The 18,803-nt window shown below is 32.3% G+C and carries 20 protein-coding genes; 7 read left to right on the top strand and 13 right to left on the bottom strand.

Annotated elements, in window-relative coordinates:
* The first annotated feature begins 51 nt into the window (after nucleotides 1–51).
* Nucleotides 52–852, top strand: coding sequence for a formate dehydrogenase accessory sulfurtransferase FdhD (gene fdhD, locus LIX58_RS07680; RefSeq protein ID WP_154837707.1), 801 nt, complete (start codon nucleotides 52–54; stop codon nucleotides 850–852).
* A gap of 29 nt (nucleotides 853–881) precedes the next feature.
* On the opposite strand, the gene LIX58_RS07675 is transcribed toward fdhD, so the two are convergent.
* The 9 genes from LIX58_RS07675 to LIX58_RS07635 all read right to left on the bottom strand — a co-directional run bounded on the left by LIX58_RS07675 (nucleotide 882) and on the right by LIX58_RS07635 (nucleotide 8,595).
* A complete protein-coding gene (locus tag LIX58_RS07675) occupies nucleotides 882–1,646 on the bottom strand; it encodes a GNAT family N-acetyltransferase (protein ID WP_154837709.1) in 765 nt (254 codons plus the stop codon).
* Between the two features lie 38 nt (nucleotides 1,647–1,684).
* Nucleotides 1,685–2,233 (bottom strand): biotin transporter BioY, encoded by a 549-nt coding sequence (locus tag LIX58_RS07670; protein WP_154837711.1) that lies wholly within the window; start codon nucleotides 2,231–2,233, stop codon nucleotides 1,685–1,687.
* Nucleotides 2,234–2,306: 73 nt separating this feature from the next.
* Nucleotides 2,307–3,251 (bottom strand): nucleoside hydrolase, encoded by a 945-nt coding sequence (locus tag LIX58_RS07665; RefSeq protein WP_226386231.1) that lies wholly within the window; start codon nucleotides 3,249–3,251, stop codon nucleotides 2,307–2,309.
* 296 nt (nucleotides 3,252–3,547) lie between these two features.
* On the bottom strand, nucleotides 3,548–4,471 hold the full coding sequence (locus LIX58_RS07660) for an ABC transporter substrate-binding protein (protein ID WP_154837715.1): 924 nt from the start codon (nucleotides 4,469–4,471) through the stop codon (nucleotides 3,548–3,550).
* 156 nt (nucleotides 4,472–4,627) lie between these two features.
* A complete protein-coding gene (locus LIX58_RS07655) occupies nucleotides 4,628–5,773 on the bottom strand; it encodes an acyl-CoA dehydrogenase family protein (RefSeq protein ID WP_226386230.1) in 1,146 nt (381 codons plus the stop codon).
* A gap of 171 nt (nucleotides 5,774–5,944) precedes the next feature.
* Nucleotides 5,945–6,289 carry a transcriptional regulator, SarA/Rot family gene (locus LIX58_RS07650; protein ID WP_103298870.1) on the bottom strand — a complete coding sequence of 115 codons (345 nt, stop codon included), beginning with the start codon at nucleotides 6,287–6,289 and terminating at the stop codon, nucleotides 5,945–5,947.
* 284 nt (nucleotides 6,290–6,573) lie between these two features.
* Nucleotides 6,574–6,897 (bottom strand): PH domain-containing protein, encoded by a 324-nt coding sequence (locus LIX58_RS07645; protein ID WP_126565837.1) that lies wholly within the window; start codon nucleotides 6,895–6,897, stop codon nucleotides 6,574–6,576.
* A 21-nt stretch (nucleotides 6,898–6,918) separates the two neighbouring features.
* On the bottom strand, nucleotides 6,919–7,659 hold the full coding sequence (locus tag LIX58_RS07640; RefSeq protein WP_226386229.1) for a transcriptional regulator, SarA/Rot family: 741 nt from the start codon (nucleotides 7,657–7,659) through the stop codon (nucleotides 6,919–6,921).
* Nucleotides 7,660–7,872: 213 nt separating this feature from the next.
* Complete coding sequence (locus tag LIX58_RS07635; protein WP_226386228.1) at nucleotides 7,873–8,595, bottom strand: AraC family transcriptional regulator; 723 nt, start codon at nucleotides 8,593–8,595, stop codon at nucleotides 7,873–7,875.
* 809 nt (nucleotides 8,596–9,404) lie between these two features.
* Between LIX58_RS07635 and LIX58_RS07630 the strand changes: the two genes are divergently transcribed.
* The gene (locus tag LIX58_RS07630; RefSeq protein WP_154837721.1) at nucleotides 9,405–10,244 is read left to right on the top strand and encodes a CHAP domain-containing protein; all 840 of its coding nucleotides are present in this window, start codon (nucleotides 9,405–9,407) and stop codon (nucleotides 10,242–10,244) included.
* 320 nt (nucleotides 10,245–10,564) lie between these two features.
* Here LIX58_RS07630 and nhaC read toward each other — a convergent pair whose 3' ends face one another.
* Nucleotides 10,565–11,974, bottom strand: a complete 1,410-nt coding sequence (gene nhaC, locus LIX58_RS07625; RefSeq protein ID WP_186805198.1) for a Na+/H+ antiporter NhaC — start codon at nucleotides 11,972–11,974, stop codon at nucleotides 10,565–10,567.
* A 67-nt stretch (nucleotides 11,975–12,041) separates the two neighbouring features.
* On the bottom strand, nucleotides 12,042–13,112 hold the full coding sequence (locus LIX58_RS07620) for an NAD/NADP-dependent octopine/nopaline dehydrogenase family protein (RefSeq protein ID WP_154837725.1): 1,071 nt from the start codon (nucleotides 13,110–13,112) through the stop codon (nucleotides 12,042–12,044).
* 250 nt (nucleotides 13,113–13,362) lie between these two features.
* Between LIX58_RS07620 and LIX58_RS07615 the strand changes: the two genes are divergently transcribed.
* The 5 genes from LIX58_RS07615 (at nucleotide 13,363) to LIX58_RS07595 (ending at nucleotide 16,654) form a co-directional block, all read left to right on the top strand.
* Nucleotides 13,363–13,791, top strand: a complete 429-nt coding sequence (locus tag LIX58_RS07615) for a DUF4870 domain-containing protein (RefSeq protein ID WP_126565843.1) — start codon at nucleotides 13,363–13,365, stop codon at nucleotides 13,789–13,791.
* Between the two features lie 325 nt (nucleotides 13,792–14,116).
* Nucleotides 14,117–14,827, top strand: coding sequence for a CHAP domain-containing protein (locus LIX58_RS07610; RefSeq protein WP_154837727.1), 711 nt, complete (start codon nucleotides 14,117–14,119; stop codon nucleotides 14,825–14,827).
* Between the two features lie 146 nt (nucleotides 14,828–14,973).
* Nucleotides 14,974–15,303, top strand: a complete 330-nt coding sequence (locus tag LIX58_RS07605) for a DMT family transporter (protein WP_126565845.1) — start codon at nucleotides 14,974–14,976, stop codon at nucleotides 15,301–15,303.
* Nucleotide 15,304: 1 nt separating this feature from the next.
* On the top strand, nucleotides 15,305–15,619 hold the full coding sequence (locus tag LIX58_RS07600; protein WP_154837730.1) for a DMT family transporter: 315 nt from the start codon (nucleotides 15,305–15,307) through the stop codon (nucleotides 15,617–15,619).
* A gap of 78 nt (nucleotides 15,620–15,697) precedes the next feature.
* Nucleotides 15,698–16,654: a 2-hydroxyacid dehydrogenase family protein gene (locus tag LIX58_RS07595; RefSeq protein WP_154837732.1), complete on the top strand. Its 957-nt coding sequence runs from the start codon at nucleotides 15,698–15,700 to the stop codon at nucleotides 16,652–16,654.
* A 63-nt stretch (nucleotides 16,655–16,717) separates the two neighbouring features.
* Here the strand turns inward: LIX58_RS07595 and LIX58_RS07590 are convergent, their stop codons facing one another.
* Nucleotides 16,718–17,842, bottom strand: a complete 1,125-nt coding sequence (locus tag LIX58_RS07590; protein ID WP_154837734.1) for an FAD-dependent monooxygenase — start codon at nucleotides 17,840–17,842, stop codon at nucleotides 16,718–16,720.
* Nucleotides 17,843–18,003: 161 nt separating this feature from the next.
* On the bottom strand, nucleotides 18,004–18,789 hold the full coding sequence (locus LIX58_RS07585) for an N-acetylglucosaminidase (RefSeq protein ID WP_154837736.1): 786 nt from the start codon (nucleotides 18,787–18,789) through the stop codon (nucleotides 18,004–18,006).
* Between the last annotated feature and the right edge of the window lie 14 nt (nucleotides 18,790–18,803).

The following is an 18,803-nucleotide window of genomic DNA, read 5'->3' as shown; positions in this document are numbered from 1 at the left end:
ATTGGAAAAAGTTTTATTATAGAACTATCTATCGATAAAGGAGATCCGTAAATGGATAAAGATGTACTTCAAGGGCAATCTATTGTTCGCTATGAACAAGGACAATTAATTGAAACGACCGATAGCTATGTGACTGAATTCCCGTTAACTATTATGGTTAACGGCACTGAATTTGCGACTGTCATATGTAGTCCTACTCATATGGAAGAATTAGTCATTGGTTTCTTAGCTTCTGAGGGCGCCATTTTCAAAAAAGAAGAAATAAAATCATTACAAATTGATGATAGTAAAGGATTTGCGCATGTAGAGTTGACGAAAGATTTAGGCGATCGTTTCGAATACTCCACTAAACGAATGATTGCGTCCTGTTGTGGGAAAAGTCGTGAGTTTTACTTTCATAATGATGCAGCTGTTGCTAAAACATCTATGTCTAAAATCACTTTAACGCCTAAACAAGTGTTGAACATGATGACTGCGCTACAAAGTGCAAGTACCTTATTTAAGAAAACAGGTGGTTTACACAACGCGGCTATTAGTGATGGCAATGAATTTTTCGAACATAGACAAGATATTGGTCGTCATAATGCATTAGATAAACTTTATGGCTTTTGTTTGCAACGTCATATTCCTGTGAGAAATAAAGTACTTATCTTTAGTGGTCGTATTTCATCAGAAATATTGCTAAAAGCAGCTAAAATTGGCGTAGGTATGATTTTATCTAAATCAGCGCCTACCACTTTAGCAGTTACACTCGCAAATGATCTTAATATTACAGCGATTGGTTTTATAAGAGACGGTAACTTTAACGTCTATAGTCATCCGGAGAGAATAAAAGTGACGTCGTCAAATTAAATATTTGATGACGTCACTTCTTTTTATTTTTATTCTACATTTTCCTTAACGATATGATAAATGAAACTTTGATAGATGTAGCCTTGTTTAATATACATATCTTTCGCGGTATCTTCTCCATCTGCTACGAGTATAACAGGACGTGCACCTGCTATGTCACCAATATAAGATTGCATTGTTGTACCTATACCTTGGCGTTGGTGACCTTCTAGTACACCGAAGCTATCAATTTCTACCGTTTCTTCAGTTTCAATAACATCTACAGTTCCTACTGCTATTCCCTCTAAATAGGCAACACATCTTGAAACTGTATCTTCATTGTTTAAGATAGTTTCTCTTGTAGTATTAACACTCTCATTCGCGAAGGCTTCTCCGTATGGTAAAGCAAACGAACGATAGATAGCTAAATAATCTTCTATATTATTATCATCTACTCGATGTATTGTTATATCAGGTCGTCGTTTAAATCGAGCTAACTCTGTTCCATCTATTATATATAGTTCTAATACACCTAATTGAAAGCCTGCTTTTTTAATTTCAGAAAGCCATGTTGGATTGAGTGATTCATTCTCCGGAAAAGTAAATGCTAAGTGATTAGATGATTGTTGCTTATGTAATTTAAATTGTTGTGCCATATCTTGATGCCATTGTTCTAAAGTTGGAAGTGTTTTATAAACCCATTTGTTTGTATCATATTTCAGTGGTTGAGAAGGTGTTAAATAGATAAGTTTTTGCTTATCTTCCAAATAAAGTTGACCTTCTTGAGCAATGTTTTTCATAGATATTGTGCCCATATCGTTCATCCCCTACGTATTTAAACAATTTAATACGCTTATTGTATCAAATTTTTAAAACGAGAGTGGTTTAACATTGTTGTACCGATTAAACAAGCTATGATAGCTTTAATTAAATCTCCAGGCATAAATGTTAATGAGAAGACAATCGCTTTACCTACGGGCATTCCAATAATGAAGCCCATGATAATTGTCCCTACAATGTCTAATAATAAAATGCCACATACAATTGTTGGAATGAATAACACGATAAAATTAATTTTTTGAATATAGCGATCTCTTACTAATCCTATTAAAAATGCTACTACTGGATACAAGAATAAGAAACCGGCTGATGGTCCTGCAAATACACCAATACCACCACGACCTCCAGATAAGACTGGTAAACCCGCAGCTGCTAGTAATAAAAATACAATGACACTTAGTGCGCCATATTTTCTACCTAAAATAATACCTGCTAAAAATATCCCAATATTTTGTAAAACAATGGGTACAGGCATTAATGGAAGTGGAATCCCAGGAACTAATCCTAAAACACATATAATTGCTGTCATTAATGCTGTATATACTAAATTCTTTGTACTCATCATACATCCTCCTTTTACGAAGATGATTATACCACTAATGTAAACTTATTTGTATAAAAAGTTTACATTTGATTTACATTTCTATTTTTTTAGCTAAATTAGTAATGTAATTAAAGAATTCATCATGTTGTACTTCAGTAATTACATAGATTGGGCGTCCTTGTTTTGTAAGATATGTACGTCCTTGACTCGGTCCATGACTTTCTACATCAACGTTAACTTCTGTTGAGCGCACTAAATCCGCTTTACCTACATAAGCTGTCGTTAAGACGTCCCATAAAAAATAAGTTGAATTGGTCACAAAATGTGTGAGTGGCGGTACTGCTGCGTAACTAACGCCTAAGAAATCTACGCCTATATATGAACGTTCGTTTGCCCACATTTGTCGTATAGCTGGTGTAAGTGGTACCTGATTTGTACTTTCTAAGGCCACCATATCTATTTCAATGTCGCTGTCGAATACAATTTTTACTGCTTCTGGATCCCAAAATGCATTCCATTCGGCTGTGCCATCATGTTCAGGTTCTTCTACATTTCCTTTTTCAAGAAAAGTCCCACCCATCCAAACAAGTTTAGCGATATTGTTAGTAATGTCTGGATTCGTTTTTAATGCTTTTGCTAAATCTGTAAGTGGACCAGTGAACAGTAAGGTCACCTGCTCTTCAGAATGTGTTAACGTTTCGATGATATCTTGATAAGCCTCTAAATGACTCATAGTAGATTGTGTATTGGACGTTGGTTCATTTAATATAGGTAAGGCATCCATAAAGAAAGCATGCATGCGCCATTCTTTTGGAAAAGGATTAGCTCCACGTTCATAAGATGGTGCAACTTTTAATGAAGAATTAGAGAAACGGTTAATAATCTTACAAGACGCACTGAGCGAGGGTTCTAAGTAACAATCTGCTCCAATGGTACTCACACCAATAAGTTCAATGTTCTCCATTTGTAAGAGTAAAAAGAGAGAAATTAAATCGTCTACGCCTCCATCATGATCGAAATATACTTTAGTCATCATAACAACTCCTTTAATTTATAAAATAAAGGGAGTGGGACAGAAGTTAAATAAATTTCGTCGTCCAACCCCCGCTTGCTTTATTAGTGGAATTTCTTAATGAAATTCTCTGTGCTGGGGCCCCGCTCCCCGGCAAGGCTGACTAGATTTGAAAAAAGCTTGATTTAAGCGTATTTTCAAACCAGTCAGCTACTGCCAATATATTAGCAAAGGCTGAGACATTTTAATTTGTCTCAGCCTCTCATTACATAACCATAACTAAATATCACTAAAATTGATAGTCGCTATTAAATATATTTTTATTTACTTGCTTTGATTAATTTATCTTTTAAATCTTTTCTCATGAATTCAAGTGTATATGGATCATTATACCAATACGTTTCCGCTTTCACTTCAACTACATGACCTTTTTGAACAGCTGGTAAGTTTTTCCAAATATTTGTATTTTCATAACTTGGTTTAGATTTACCTTCACCTGTTGAAACGATGTAATCTCCTGCTACATTTTCAATTTTTTCTTGGCTTACTTCAGCCCAACCTTCTTTTTTAACGAGTTCTTGTTGTCCTTTAGGCATTTTTAAACCAAACGCTTGATACATTACTTCGCCACCACGACCCCAGTTGTCGCCGTATGTGTATAATTTTTTATCAAACTCATCGAAGATAGAAACAGTTGAATCTTTACCGATGGCGTCTTTGATTTCTTTACCATCTTTGTCAGTTTGTTCTTTCCATTTATCTTCCCATTTTTCAACTTCATCTTCTTTGCCAACGATTTTACCTAACATTTCTTGTTGTTCTAAATATTTATGTTTACCATAATCTACAACAATTGTTGGTGCGATTTTTTCATATTTTTTAATATTTTTATCAGTAGAGTAAACGATAATTAAATCTGGTTTTTGTTTAGCAACTTTTTCTACATCTTGATCACCAATTTTAGTCACATCTTTAAATTTATCTTTTAAAATCGGACTTTGATCTACTTGATTACTAACAGCAACGATATTAGCCCCTAATTTATGTAAACCACCAGCAAACGTTGGAGCAACAACAGCAATACGTTGTGGGTCTTTAGGAATTTTAATTGTTTTACCACTATCCAACTTATACGACTTTGTTTCTTCTTTAGAACCTGATTTACTTGAATCGTTTGAACCACCATTCCCACATGCAGCTAAAACGATAATTAACGCGATTAATGGAAAAATTAACTTTTTCATATTCCCTCCTAATGAAAACGATTATCAATTTCATTAAAATTATACAAGAAGCCTTACTAAATTACAATAAATTATTTCAATATTTAAATAAAAAATAATTAGATAAATCAATAATTGTTGATTTAAACTAATTATTTTAATTAATATTTAAAAACTTTAAAATAAATCGAGTACTGATTTCGCTATATTAGTATATGCTGCATCTTCCATAGGTGGATTATGCAAACCGGCACGCATATCACGGTAATAACGCTGCAATGGTCTCTCCATTTCTAAACTTTTAGCGCCTACAATTCTCATCGCTAAATCAATAACCTCTAGCCCTTGATTCATTACCAAAATCTTACTTGCTGACGTTTCATTCCATACATTTGGATTTTGTTCAATAGTTTGGTAGCCCTTAGCAGTACTCCATAAAAAATGTCTTGCTGAAAGTAATAAAGATTCCATTTTGCCGACATTTTGTTGTACGGTTGGTAATTCTGCGATTGTGCCTTTAATACTATTAGGTGAATGATGTTTGGCAAATTCAATGGCATAATCTCTTGCAGCTTGTGCGATGCCTAAATACGTACTTGGAATGTGTAAAATCCATCCGTTAGGTTGTGGTTTACGTCTTCCTTCAACAAAATTCTCGAATGGAACATAAACATCATTGAGTACTAAGTCATGACTTTCTGTAGCTCTCATTCCTACCATATCCCAATTATCAGCGATTTCAACGCCTTCCATTTCACGAGGAACTAAAAAGAAACCGACTTGATCGATGTCATCTACATATGCAGCAACTATATAATGTGTAAGTGCTTTACTCATTGAAGTGAACGTCTTTACTCCATTTAATTTATAACCACTTTCAGTTTTAGTGGCATGCGTCGCTAGACGTCCACCACGTGTAGGGCTACCTGTATCCGCTTCACTGACCGCTCTATTCACTAATGCACCATTTCTAATGTCACCCGCAAACTGTTTTAACATCGCTTCTTCCCACATATGTTGTTCATATAACTGGCCTACAACACTTAAATGCCATCCTATTGAGAGTGCAGTAGCGCCATCAATCGATCCTAAATAACTTTGTAGTACGACCATATCTTCAATTGTGGCGCCCTCTCCACCATATTCAACTGGTAAAGTAAGCAAACTATATCCTTCATTTACTAACCATTCAATATTTTTAAAGGGGAAACTTGAATGTATATCATTATATGCCGCTCTTTCTTTAAAAGTATCTTCTATCGTTTGGAATTTCTTAATCCACTTTCTCTGAATTTCAGAATTTATTAAAAATGAATCTTTCATCTTACCTCACCTATTCATTATATAAAGTATCGTTTAATCTTAGTTTAACACTCGACTTTAACAAATTAAAGATAACTGGTAAGACGACAAAAACAATGAACATAAAAAAGACTAAGATATGGCCCCCATATCTTAGTCTACATACAAACTTATTATATTAATGCCGACATTTTATTTAATGTATTTTTCTAATTCAGCAATTAATTTGTTAATCTTTTCGCGTTGTTCGTCTGTTACATAAACAATAACTGTTCTTTCATCTTGTATGCTACGTTTTTTTGATAATAATTGTAAATCTTTTAATTTTTGTAATGCTTTAGTTAAGTAATAAGGTTTAAACTCTGAATAAGTCGCAATTTCTTTAGAAGTTATTTCATTGGTCTTACTTTTAACAATATAATTTAAAATATAAATTTCTTCATAATTTAAGTTATATTTCTTTTTAGTATCCTTAAAAAATTTTTTCACTTGAAATGTTGCGTTAACTAAATCGTTGATGTCTTTAATTTGTCCCATATTCTAAATCACTCCTCTGATGTACATCTCGTTGCTACAAGGTTCATTTGTACTATTACTACTAAACTAAACATTTCTTATGCTATAAAATTTATTTTATAACATTTAAGTATAATATTTCAATATTTTTATGAACTTAAAATGATATTATATATTAATTTCTAATTCACTCAATTAGATTATGCTTAATCAATTAAGTACTATACTCCGAAATAAAAAAATACTAGGATAGTTCTTACATAAAAATTTTAAGAACTATCCTAGATATTATCACTTTGTTTTATTTAATTTATCTTCTCTTTAACGTAATTCACGAAAGATTGAACATCTTCAGTTTGAATTTGTGTCATCGGCACTTTGCCAATATTAAATGTGAAAATAATATTTTCACCATCGTATTCAATATGTTGCACTTCATTATATGGAATATTTCTATAATAAAATTGGCCATTCATATCTACATTCATAATCAATCGTTCAGATGTGGCTATAAATGCGCCTTCAAACTCAGTTTGCCCTTGCACTTTATATTCAATCATACCTAACACTGAAGGTCCCTTTTTTTCAGTAGGGAATAAATCATTAGGATTTACATTATCTAATATCATAAAAATAAACTCCTTCTTGTTTCATATTAAATCATTAATTTTCATTTCCATTTGAAGTTTATTGTAACATTGAATGAATAAGGTTTCTGTTTCATATGCTCGTGATTCTACTATTTTAATATTAACTAAACGTTCATCTTTATTATTCCTACATTTAGTGATGTAACCTTTTTGTGATAAATGGTTAATGGTATTAGGAATACCTATTAGGCAATGATGAGAGAAATCACATACTGATTTTAAGGAAATAGTATCATGATAGTAGATTAATTTCCCTAAAACAAATAACTCATCTAATGTTAAATTAAATTGTTGGGCAATTTGTTCCACTTGATTTAAAGCACTATAAATAATGATGACATAGGATAGTTTTAAAGAATGATGATGTTTCAAATTCGGACTGAAATATTTTAATTTAATTACTTCTTCAACTTCTATAAATAAAATGTCTAGTTTTTTATGATATAAGTCAGTTGGTAGAATTAATAAACGTCGCTGATCCGCATCATCTCGCACTTTAATAATCCAATTCAAATGATACAAATGTTCTAAATAATATCTAATATTTCGTTTAGACATATGCATAGTCTTGATTAAATCTTCTATATATACCCCACGTTCGTGAGTTTCATTATAAATAATAATTTCATTTAATAACTTTAGTTGTTCTAAAGTTAAGTTTCTTGAATACTTTAAAACTTCGCTTATTGCTTTAATATAGATTAAATAAAATAACAACAGCTCTAATTTTCTTTTCTCCATGATACATGTCACCTCATGATTTTACATATAAACCCAATTTTAAAATCATTGGAAAAGAAGATAGACTTTTATATTTCTATCCTCAATTGAGATATCAATATCTTCATATATCATGTTCATGTTTTAAAAATTAGATAAGCATTAATTTTCTAGTAATATTTATTCAGTACACATTTACCACTTATAGTTATATAGAAGTAATTATTATCGTAATTAATGATAATGACTTTTTGCCTCGGCAATGAGTAGTTGGGCTTCCTCATCAAAAGGCATTTCTTTTGTTTTTAAATTGTTTAAATTTAAGGGCTGTTTATTTTTTCTTACTTGTCCAGGCGTGGCGCCATACTTTTCATTAAATAACGCAATAAAACGTGGAAAATGATTAAAACCATGTTCAAATGCGATATCTTGAATAAGTGTTTTACTCTTTAAAATATCTATTAAACATAACTTTAACCTAACATCATTAATATACTGAGTAATATTATTGTAGGGCGTATGATATTTAATGACCTGACTTAATTCTTTATTTGACATATTTAGAGAATTCGCAAGGTCCTGTCTATTAATCTTTTGATTATGATGTTCGATGATATATTCATGGACTTCATCAACTAATGCATTCTCTAACTTAGAATTCTGACGATGCTTGCGTTGAATATATCCTAGTTCTACACATAAGTGCTTCACTAGTTTATCTTTTATATGAAGAATTCTGGGCTTCCGACATTCAAATTCAAGTAAATTAATAATGAAAGGTTCCATTTGTTTTCTTTCGATCGATGAAAATTTATAACCGTGTAATTTAATATAATCATCTGCAAATCTTAAATAATCTTTAAAAGCAATTTCCATTACTACAACGACTGAATCTTCTTTACTTTCAATAGAATAAAGATCATTTAACATAATAAACATCAAATCACGTTTTTTCATTTTAAACTTATCCAAATTTAACGTAATCTGCCCTGTTCCTTTTAACCAATAGATTAATTTTATATTCGATTCCTTTTGCCTACTTATCTTTATATTTTTTAATAGCTTTACCGAAAAGTTATTAATCATACATATGTCCTCTCACTTTATAATATATAAAGACACGACATAAATAGAAATTAAGTTAACTTCCCCTATAACTCACTTTCCTATCAACGATTACTTAATACGACGTATCATTTAATCGTTCTTCATCGAATGTCTATCTTCATATATAATTGTATGTTTTATTTCGGTACTACCAGTAGCAAACTTTTGACTAATTATATCACTTTATTATCTTATTTTTAGTTTATTTCATATATAGCGTTCTTAAAGTATCATTTTTCATACAAATACTATCCATTTTTTTCATTTTTTCCCTTAAACTAAATTGTTCAATAAACAAATAATCATTAACCAAATGTTAAAATACAGTTCAAAAATTATAAAATTTATTGTTTTTAAAGAAAAATAAATTTTGCTATTTTTTTACAGTAAGATTACAACAAAATGAGTTTTCTTTTAATAAAGTCTTTTAAAAACTGATATGACAGTATTTTTAAATATTACAAAAATTTTCAGCTATTATTCATACAACTAATATATATTAGCAAAAAATTACAAAACGGTAACAACGCCCACAAATCTACTTTTTTCTGCTAAAGTATTCCTTGTCGAAAAGAAACAAGTTAATAATCGGACTTAAAGTCAACCAATGACTATTAAATAAATAAAAATTAATTTAATTCTCAGGAGGATATTTAACAATGAAAAAAATCGCTACAGCTACAATCGCTACTGCAGGAGTTGCTACTATCGCTATCGCTGGACATGGTCACGAAGCTCAAGCAGCTGAACAAGGTTACAATCCAAACGATCCAACTTCATACAGCTACTCTTACACTATCGACCAACAAGGTAATTATCATTACACTTGGAAAGGTAACTGGAGCCCAGATCGTTTAAATCATTCTAACCAAACATATACTTCAAATAACAACAATAACTATAACAATAATAACTCTAATCAATACAACTATAACTACAACTACAACTACAATTACAGCTATAATAACAACAATAATAGCAGTAACTACAACTACAATAGCTACAATCACTATGCTAGCAATAACTATAGCCGTACTAGCACTCAATCTTATAATGCAAGTACTCAAACTACTGGAAACACAACTACTAGTTACTCAACTTCAAATAGTAACGTTAAAGTAACTACTACAGCTGCACCATCATCTAACGGCGTTTCAATTTCTAACTCTGCAAGCGCTGGAAGTAACTTATACACTGCAGGTCAATGTACTTATTATGTATATGACAGAGTTGGCGGTAAAATCGGCTCAACTTGGGGCAACGCTAATAACTGGGCAAATGCCGCTTCAGCAGCTGGTTACACAGTAAATAACACACCTTCTACAGGTGCAATTATGCAATCTACTGCAGGTGCTTATGGTCACGTTGCTTACGTTGAAAGCGTTGGTAACGACGGTTCAGTAACTGTATCTGAAATGAACTATGGTTATGGTCCTGGTGTTGTAACTTCACGTACATTATCAGCTAGCCAAGCTGCTGCATTCAGCTACATTCACTAATTATAGATATACTCATTAAAGGATTGTCGCTCTCGACAATCCTTTTTTAATGCTAAAAAAAGGTTAAGCAGAAACTCATACAAGTCTCTGCTTAACCTTTTTCATTTTACATATAACATATAACAATAATACTAATTCATTTGAATAGTTTCACGTTCATGGATTCAATTCTCGCTACAAAAATTGAATCCACTACTTACTTATACTTTGAGGATATTGTTAGTTAAAACAAATATATAAGATATCATCGCTATAAAATATCTATGTACTGTTCTAACATACTTATTTATATCCGTTAGACAAGAATTTAAACATTTAATTTACGAATTATTTACATTTTCACTTGAACTTTTTTTACGAATACCTATACCAGTAAAACCATAAATAATTGCTAACACAGCACATAGATAACATGGTACTGTCCAAATAAAGAATTGATCAACTGAAACGTCTAGCTGTTGAGCATAGTATATACCTGATGTTCCCCAAGGTATTAAAGGAAGCACCATAGTACTTGAATCTTCCAATGTTCTTGATAAATTACTTCTATCCAAGTTCATATCTTCAAACATGTCTTTCATTAACACGCCGACCATAATAATAACGATAGAAGCTACCCCTGCAGCGAACACCATCATTAAACAGCATACAACCGTAATCAGTATTAACGTACCAACTGATTTTACGCCTTTAGCTACAGTTTGTAACATCACATCTAAACAACCTGATTTTTCTACAATTCCTGCAAATGCATAACCACAGAAGATGGTAACAATAATTTCCGTCATACTCATCATTCCGCCTTGTTCCATCAAGGTCTTAGCATTATCAGAAAAATGACTCATCCCAGTCATTTCAGGTTTGAAACCATCAAACGTTGCTTTAAAACCATCAATAATATTGAAATGATTATTCAATGTGCCTACAATAAGTGCACTTAAACTAGAAGCTAGCATTGATGGTACTGTAGATACTTTACACAATAAGCATATAATAATGACTATTAAAGGTACCCACACCCAAATATTTATATTATAGGCTGTTGATAGTTCATTTAATAATTCCTTAATTTGTTTAGAATTGGCACTGCTTTTAGAGTTTAAACCTGCGAAAAACCATACCACCATACCGATAATCGAAGCTGGAATAGTAGTCCACATCATTGCTCTAATATGTGAAAAGATATTAACTTTAGTGACTAATGCAGCTAAGTTAGTAGTATCTGATAATGGCGACATTTTATCACCAAAAACAGCGCCTGCAATAATAGCACCTGCTGTCATTCCTAAATTTATATCTAATTGACCAGCTATTGAAATTAAAGCGATACCAGCTGTTGAAGCTGAACCCCATGCCGTACCTGTAGCAATACTACAAATTGCTGAAATAATAAATGCAGATATTAAGAAATAGTTAGGATTAAGAAATTTTAAACCATAATAAATTAATGCTGGAACTGTACCTGAGTACATCCAACTCCCCACGATGATTCCTACTGCTAATATAATAAAAATTGCAGGCATCGCAGTCGTTAATCTGTGAGTAATCCCTTCTTCTAAATCATCCCATCTAAGACCTACACGAAAAGCAATTAATGCTGCATAGGCTGAAGAGATTAATAATAAAACTTGAATAGGTATATCAAATAAAATAAAGCCTGTAGTGACAACAATCACCATTACAATAATTGTTGATATTGCTTCAAAAAATGTTGGTTTCCTTTTCATAATATTTCCCCTTTAACTATGTTTTAAAAAACCTCTTTTCTGTTTGATTTCAATTTATTCTTTTCTCGTACTATTCTAGTCCAAGTTTATCTAAACCTAATTCTTCTACAGTTAACCCTTCTTTGAAGAAATCTCTTTCTAAAATAGTAGAAGCAATCACGATAACGGCATCAATGTTAGGAGTATCTACATCAATAGCACGTCCTAAACTTGACCATAAAACAAGACCATAAGCGATATCTTCAGTTAAATAACGATTTTCCACTGAATTTGGCCCTGGTATTTGAGAGAACACTGGACTTGTATTAAATAAACGATTTAATGGTTCGTCTTCATCTTTTCTTTCTAAATAACCGCGTTGAATACGTGCTTCTTTGGCAGTTAGTAATTCGAAGCCTAATTTACGTCCTAATGTTAAACGTTCTAATTCAATTGCATGTAGCAATCTAACTGTATGTTTTGTGATACCTTCTTTATATAATGCAAATGAATCAGCATAGTCTATACGACCTACATTAAGTAAAGTTGGTCCCGGATGTACTTCTGGGTTACCATTTTCTAAGTTAGTCTTCCATAAATTTTCTTCTTTAACTAAATAAGGATAAATCTGACTTACTTTTTCGAAGCTTTCACTTAGTTCATCTTTTTTATAAGTAGAGAAGAAGACTTTACGTACTTTAAGAGATAAATCTACGCGTGCCTCTTCGAAATCTACACGTGTACCATATGTTAATGTATTAGCTTCTGCAAATTTAGGTTGCACATCAATATGACGATCTTCAAGTACATTCATAAATCGAATTGATGCCATTGCAGCAGCGATATTAAAGAATATTAATTGATCATTGGTTACATGTTCTGCCATAATCTTCGCGTAATATTCTATATATGAAGAAGGAATAACAACTTGAATGATTTCAGCGTCTTTCAATACATAAGAAATATCATCACTTATATCAGTAAATGGAATGAATTTCTCTTCTCCTTCATCGTTATAATCAAATCCACCTTTATCTATCGCATTTTTGAATTTTTTTATCGATGAATTTCGACAATACAACTTCACATCATGTCCTTGGTCTACCATGTCTACCGCAGCAGTAACTGCGCCATTACCTGATCCTACAACTGCTATTTTCATTTATTAACCCTCTTTTCTATTTATTTATTGAAAATTAAAATATGTAAGAATATCTCTTGAAAGTCGCATTCAAAAAATAAAGATGCGCATTAAGAAACGCATCTTTTATCTATAGTATCGTTATATATAACCGTCTTGGAAAAATTTTAAACAAGTCCATAAATTATAATTTAAAATTCACTAAAATATAATTTAAAACTTTGTTATATTTAATATGAGAAATAAATTTTAGATAAAAAGGAGTTTTCTTATGACAGAAAATTATAATCATCAAGCTCATCAGCAAATCATCAACGATAACAATGATGACGCGCGTTTAATGTCTATGCTCATTTTCTTATTAGGATTTTTCACATCTATCATTGGTCCTATTATTCTATGGGCTATTAAACGCAACGATGCCCGTCTTATTGATCAAGCTGGTAAAAATTACTTCAACATGGTCATTTCTTATTTTATTTGGAATGTCATTATAGGGCTTCTATTTATTCCTGTTTTTGCTGGTTTTGCAGTAAATAATGATACATTATCTATCATTTTAGGGTTAGTAGTAGTGATTTTATGTATAGCACTTTTTGTTCTTTCTATCTTATATTTCATCTTCCATATTGTAGCGTGTGTGAAATATTTTGGTGGTAAAGAATATGTTGTTCCACTTTCTATTCGTTTTTTTAAATAGAATATTATAGACCTTATTTATTACAATACTTTGTAATATTAATAAACTCTATGTAAGTTAAAATTATTCAATTTTCGTAGGAATCGCGTGCTTTCTACGTTTTATTACAGCTTGTAACCTTGAACATGCTTCTATTACGAAGTTGTTCAAGGTTTTTGTATTTCATTTACGAAACCGTAACATCGCCCATAGACTCAAAATATTCTGCTAAAGTATGTGTTGTCGTTGGGAGCGACAATTAACTATTAAATTTTAGATTTAAAGTTTCTTCAACATATCGCTAATCAATCTATTGTTGAAGATAAACTTGGGAGGACTTTTTACTATGAAAAAAATTATCACTATTTCAACATTAACAGCTGGCATCGGTGTTTCGGCATTAGGATTGAATGCAAACCATGCTGACGCTGCCGAATATAATCATAATCCAGTACCACATCAACATTCACAATTCGGAAACCATCATCAATCACATGCTCAATTTATGCCACAAGATGATCAAAATTATAATAATAATAACGGTCAAGGGCATCCGCAGTTTAATCATCAACAACCAAGTGGATATCAACAACCACAATTTCAACAACAATCATTCTCTAATATACAAAGCACATCAAATACAACGTCTAGTACGAGCAATTCATCAACAAGTGCTACTACTAATAGTTCAACTACGACTTCAACTTCAACACAAACAACCTCTTCAACCTCTGGCAACTTATATACAGCAGGTCAATGTACTTGGTACGTGTATGATAAAGTCGGCGGTAAGATTGGTTCAACTTGGGGCAATGCGAATAACTGGGCAAGTGCTGCTCAAGCAGCAGGTTATACTGTAAATAATACCCCTGCTAAAGGTTCTATATTACAAACTACTCAAGGAAGTCTTGGACATGTCGCTTATGTAGAAAGTGTGAATAGTGATGGTTCTATCACAATTTCTGAAATGAATTATACTGGTGGACCATATGTAGTAGACACACGTACCATTTCATCAAGCCAAGTAAGTTCATTTAACTATATTCATTTATCTTAAACTTTATAAATATAAATAACTATCTTTTATAAATTCAACCTTCTCTTTTGAAGCTTTCATCTTCAAAAGAGAAGGTTGTTTTGAATTTGCATATAAATTTTGAGAAAATATGTCTATCACTATCTAAACTGCAAGGAGGTTATACGATGCAGTGGTTAAAAGTAATATTCGCCGGGTTAATAGAAGTGGTTTGGGTAGTTGGATTAGATAACGCTCATAATTTTCTCACATGGCTGTTTACTCTAGTTTTTCTATCTCTTAGTTTTTATTTAATGTTATCTGCTTCTAATCACTTACCAGTAGGCACAGTTTATGCCGTGTTTGTCGGTATAGGCGCTGCAGGTACAGTGATTACTGACATGATATTGTTTAATCAACCATTTTCCATCACTAAAATTGTACTACTTATATTACTCCTTATAGGTATTATTGGTCTAAAACTTTCTACTAATAATCAAAATGAAGGAGGAATATAGTATGGCCTGGATAAGCTTAGTGGTCGCTGGGTTATTAGAAGTGTTAGGCGTTGTATGGTTAAATGAGTTTGCTCGCACAAAAAGAAAGTGGCTCATTATCGTCATGGCTATCACATTTATATTTAGTTTCAGCTTTCTTAAAATGGCAATGACGTCGATTCCAATGGGCACCTCGTATGCTATATGGACAGGTATAGGAACTGCGGGTGGCGCTATTGTAGGTATGATCTTTTATAATGAATCTAAACATTTTATGCGCCTCTTTTTTATTTCATTGATTTTAATAGCAGTAATAGGGTTAAGACTTCTCCAATAGTATGTAAAATATTTAATTTGTATACGTTTTCTTCTTTTATTATACTTAAAGAGAAATATACATTAAGGAGTGAGTTTGATGGAAAAAGTTTATATTGCTGGGGCAATTCCAGAAGTGGGATTAAACTTATTGAAAGAACACTTTGAAGTCGAAATGTATGAAGGCGACGGTATTATAGATAAAGAAACACTTAAAGAAGGTGTAAAGGATGCTTCCGCTCTCATCAGTATTCTATCTACTAACGTCGACCAAGAAGTGATTGATAGCGGTAAAAATCTTAAAATCATTGCTAACTATGGTGCAGGTTTTAACAATGTTGATGTTAAATACGCTCGTGAAAAAGATATTGATGTTACAAATACACCAAAGGCTTCTACAGCTTCAACTGCTGAATTAACTTTCGGCTTAGTACTTGCAGTAGCACGTCGTATCGTTGAAGGGGATAAATTATCACGAACTGAAGGATTCGATGGTTGGGCACCTTTATTCTTCAGAGGACGTGAAGTTTCAGGTAAAACAATCGGTATTATCGGTCTTGGAGAAATTGGCGGCGCTGTAGCTCAACGTGCCAAAGCTTTTGATATGGACATCCTTTATACAGGACCTCATCAAAAGAAAGAAAAAGAACGTGAAATTGGAGCTAAATATGTAGATTTAGATACATTACTTGAAAATGCAGACTTCATTACTATCAATGCTGCATATAACCCAGATTTACACCACATGATTGATACTGAACAATTCAAAAAAATGAAATCAACTGCTTATTTAATTAATGCTGGTCGTGGTCCTATCGTCAATGAAGAAGCTTTAGTTCAAGCGCTTAACGATAAAGAAATTGAAGGTGCTGCCTTAGATGTATATGAATTTGAACCTGAAATTACTGAAGGCTTAAAATCATTAGACAACGTTGTAATCACTCCTCATATCGGTAACGCTACATTCGAAGCTAGAGATATGATGTCTAAAATTGTCGCAAATGACACGATTAAAAAATTAAACGGCGAAGAACCACAATTCATTGTTAATAAGTAATTAAAAAGAAAAGGATTGAATCAATAGTAATTTTAATACTATTGACTCAATCCTTTTTTCATTTTATTTCTTTTTCGCTTTATATAAGAACTTTGTTTGGCCACTTACCAAACGAGTAGGTGTCATTTTCATTACACGATTTCGTACTTTAGTTGTTAAAGCACCCTCTTTTTGTGCGATGCTCCCTATTTTACGTGAACGTTTAATTACTTTAGCAGTATGCTTCACACGCAATTTATCATAACGTGCTAACGCTTTTTCAAAATCATAAGAACTCAAGCAATTAGCTAATACAATAGCATCTTCCATCGCTTGACCAGCGCCTTGTCCCATATTAGGTGTCATAGCATGAGCTGCATCGCCTAATAAGACAGTACGCCCATATACAAATGTTTTTAATGGCTTCATATCATATAAATCATTTTTGATAATATCTGTTTCATTTTGTTTATCTAATATTTGACGTACTTCATTGGGATAGTTATTAAAATATGCTTGTAAATGTGGCTTTTCAAATGAGCGGAACTTAGAATCTTTTTCCGAAGCATTAATCGTAATGAACCAATAGGCTTGATTATTGATCAATGGCACGATTCCGACGCGTCCTCTTTGGCCCCAATACTCATTCGCACTATCAATGTGCTTCAAGTCCGCTTCATCTACTAAACCTCTGAAACATGTATAACCTTGATATAAGATTTTAGCTTCCGGTTGAACTGTTTGTCTAACTGCAGAATGGATGCCATCAGCGCCAATACACATATCAAAAGATTGGCTCGCATGATTTGAAAAGTGAACCATCACTTGTGTTTCTTCATTATCCACTTTCACCACTTGATAATCTGTAAAAATTGTATCAGGTTGAACATAAGATTGGATTAGTTCAATCAGTGTTTGACGAGGTAAAGTAACATTCAATGTATTTTCCTTTAATTTCGCAGCAGTTAAAAGTGTTCCTTTACCATCATACACATTCATTGAAGTTAAATTTTGACCTGCATTTTTAATACCTTTCGCTAAGTCATGGTTACCAAGTTTTTGTAAAACATTATCTCCAATGCCGATGCCTGCACTCACTTCTTGAATGGTTGATCTCTTTTCAAAAACTTTGACATCATGTCCTTGCTCTTGTAATAGTGCAGCAGCAGTAAGCCCTCCAATACCTGCACCTATAATTGCAATTTTCATTTATTTACACCTCAGAATTTAAATTCTTATTCATTTTAACATATTGCCTTATACCCTTAATATGCTCTAGGTAATTCAAACTTTCAATGATATTAAAATGTAAAAGGAGCTTGTTACATTTAATCATGTCACAGGCTCTTTTCACTTTAAATTACTCATTTTCAATTTTTGGATATGTAATAGTTACGTCTTATTTTATCTTTTTTAATGCCAAAATGGTCATAATATTCTTTCATGTACGTAGCTATTTTATCTGGCCATTCAATATCACTTGCATATTGATGCTGTCCTGGATTCTGTGGATTCCAACGCATTTGATAGAGCGTACGTTGTTCATTGTCAAAATAAGTTGAGCGAATAAACTTAGCACCACCTAAAATAGCTTTACGCGGTGACGTCCACTCTTGTTCTTTGGCATAACTCTTACCAGTATGCACAGCGGCTTCATCGAAAGCGCCAATACCAAAGAAATTATAGTATTCATTATCTCCATCTTTAATTCCTTGAGCAAGCTCAGAGTTACCATTACCCGTCTCCACTCTTGCGTGACTAATTAAATAAAGAATATTCACACCATATTTATCTTGTGCTTCTATAAAAGCATTCGCTTGATTCTCTAAAATACCTTTACCTTTAAGTATATGCGTCACTTCTTCTTTCGACATTGGCACTGTCTGGTAAAGGTCCATATATTTTAAATCATTATCATGTTTCTTAATTTGCATCGCTTGTTTCACTTCAGTATCACTTGCTGCAGTAAAATCACCATTTTTATCGATTGTATTGGTGAGATCTGATTGTGTTTGTTTACTTACTGCTTCCTGAAAATGATAATTAAGATCACTTCTTAAAATATTTTTTTTATTAAAAATCAATAATACTACTAAAGCAATTAACACCAGTACTAACAATATCATGGGAAACTTCAAATGGTTATATTTCTTCATAGCTACGTTAATCT

This window comes from Staphylococcus sp. Marseille-Q1834, from assembly GCF_916858875.1.
Lineage (GTDB): Bacteria > Bacillota > Bacilli > Staphylococcales > Staphylococcaceae > Staphylococcus > Staphylococcus pragensis.
Note: the sequence above shows the minus strand (reverse complement) of the source record. Positions and strands in the feature narration are given on the sequence as shown.

Excerpts from the sequence above, each read along its gene's own strand:
- LIX58_RS07620 (WP_154837725.1), bottom strand. The coding sequence starts at position 13,112 with ATGAAAATAGCAGTTGTAGGATCAGGTAATGGCGCAGTTACTGCTGCG.
- LIX58_RS07635 (WP_226386228.1), bottom strand. The coding sequence starts at position 8,595 with ATGAAAAAACGTGATTTGATGTTTATTATGTTAAATGATCTTTATTCT.
- LIX58_RS07645 (WP_126565837.1), bottom strand. The coding sequence starts at position 6,897 with ATGATATTAGATAATGTAAATCCTAATGATTTATTCCCTACTGAAAAA.
- fdhD (WP_154837707.1), top strand. The coding sequence starts at position 52 with ATGGATAAAGATGTACTTCAAGGGCAATCTATTGTTCGCTATGAACAA.
- LIX58_RS07615 (WP_126565843.1), top strand. The coding sequence starts at position 13,363 with ATGACAGAAAATTATAATCATCAAGCTCATCAGCAAATCATCAACGAT.
- LIX58_RS07650 (WP_103298870.1), bottom strand. The coding sequence starts at position 6,289 with ATGGGACAAATTAAAGACATCAACGATTTAGTTAACGCAACATTTCAA.
- LIX58_RS07610 (WP_154837727.1), top strand. The coding sequence starts at position 14,117 with ATGAAAAAAATTATCACTATTTCAACATTAACAGCTGGCATCGGTGTT.
- LIX58_RS07630 (WP_154837721.1), top strand. The coding sequence starts at position 9,405 with ATGAAAAAAATCGCTACAGCTACAATCGCTACTGCAGGAGTTGCTACT.
- LIX58_RS07585 (WP_154837736.1), bottom strand. The coding sequence starts at position 18,789 with ATGAAGAAATATAACCATTTGAAGTTTCCCATGATATTGTTAGTACTG.
- LIX58_RS07665 (WP_226386231.1), bottom strand. The coding sequence starts at position 3,251 with ATGATGACTAAAGTATATTTCGATCATGATGGAGGCGTAGACGATTTA.
- LIX58_RS07595 (WP_154837732.1), top strand. The coding sequence starts at position 15,698 with ATGGAAAAAGTTTATATTGCTGGGGCAATTCCAGAAGTGGGATTAAAC.
- LIX58_RS07655 (WP_226386230.1), bottom strand. The coding sequence starts at position 5,773 with ATGAAAGATTCATTTTTAATAAATTCTGAAATTCAGAGAAAGTGGATT.
- LIX58_RS07605 (WP_126565845.1), top strand. The coding sequence starts at position 14,974 with ATGCAGTGGTTAAAAGTAATATTCGCCGGGTTAATAGAAGTGGTTTGG.
- LIX58_RS07640 (WP_226386229.1), bottom strand. The coding sequence starts at position 7,659 with ATGGAGAAAAGAAAATTAGAGCTGTTGTTATTTTATTTAATCTATATT.
- LIX58_RS07675 (WP_154837709.1), bottom strand. The coding sequence starts at position 1,646 with ATGGGCACAATATCTATGAAAAACATTGCTCAAGAAGGTCAACTTTAT.
- LIX58_RS07600 (WP_154837730.1), top strand. The coding sequence starts at position 15,305 with ATGGCCTGGATAAGCTTAGTGGTCGCTGGGTTATTAGAAGTGTTAGGC.
- LIX58_RS07660 (WP_154837715.1), bottom strand. The coding sequence starts at position 4,471 with ATGAAAAAGTTAATTTTTCCATTAATCGCGTTAATTATCGTTTTAGCT.
- LIX58_RS07670 (WP_154837711.1), bottom strand. The coding sequence starts at position 2,233 with ATGAGTACAAAGAATTTAGTATATACAGCATTAATGACAGCAATTATA.
- LIX58_RS07590 (WP_154837734.1), bottom strand. The coding sequence starts at position 17,842 with ATGAAAATTGCAATTATAGGTGCAGGTATTGGAGGGCTTACTGCTGCT.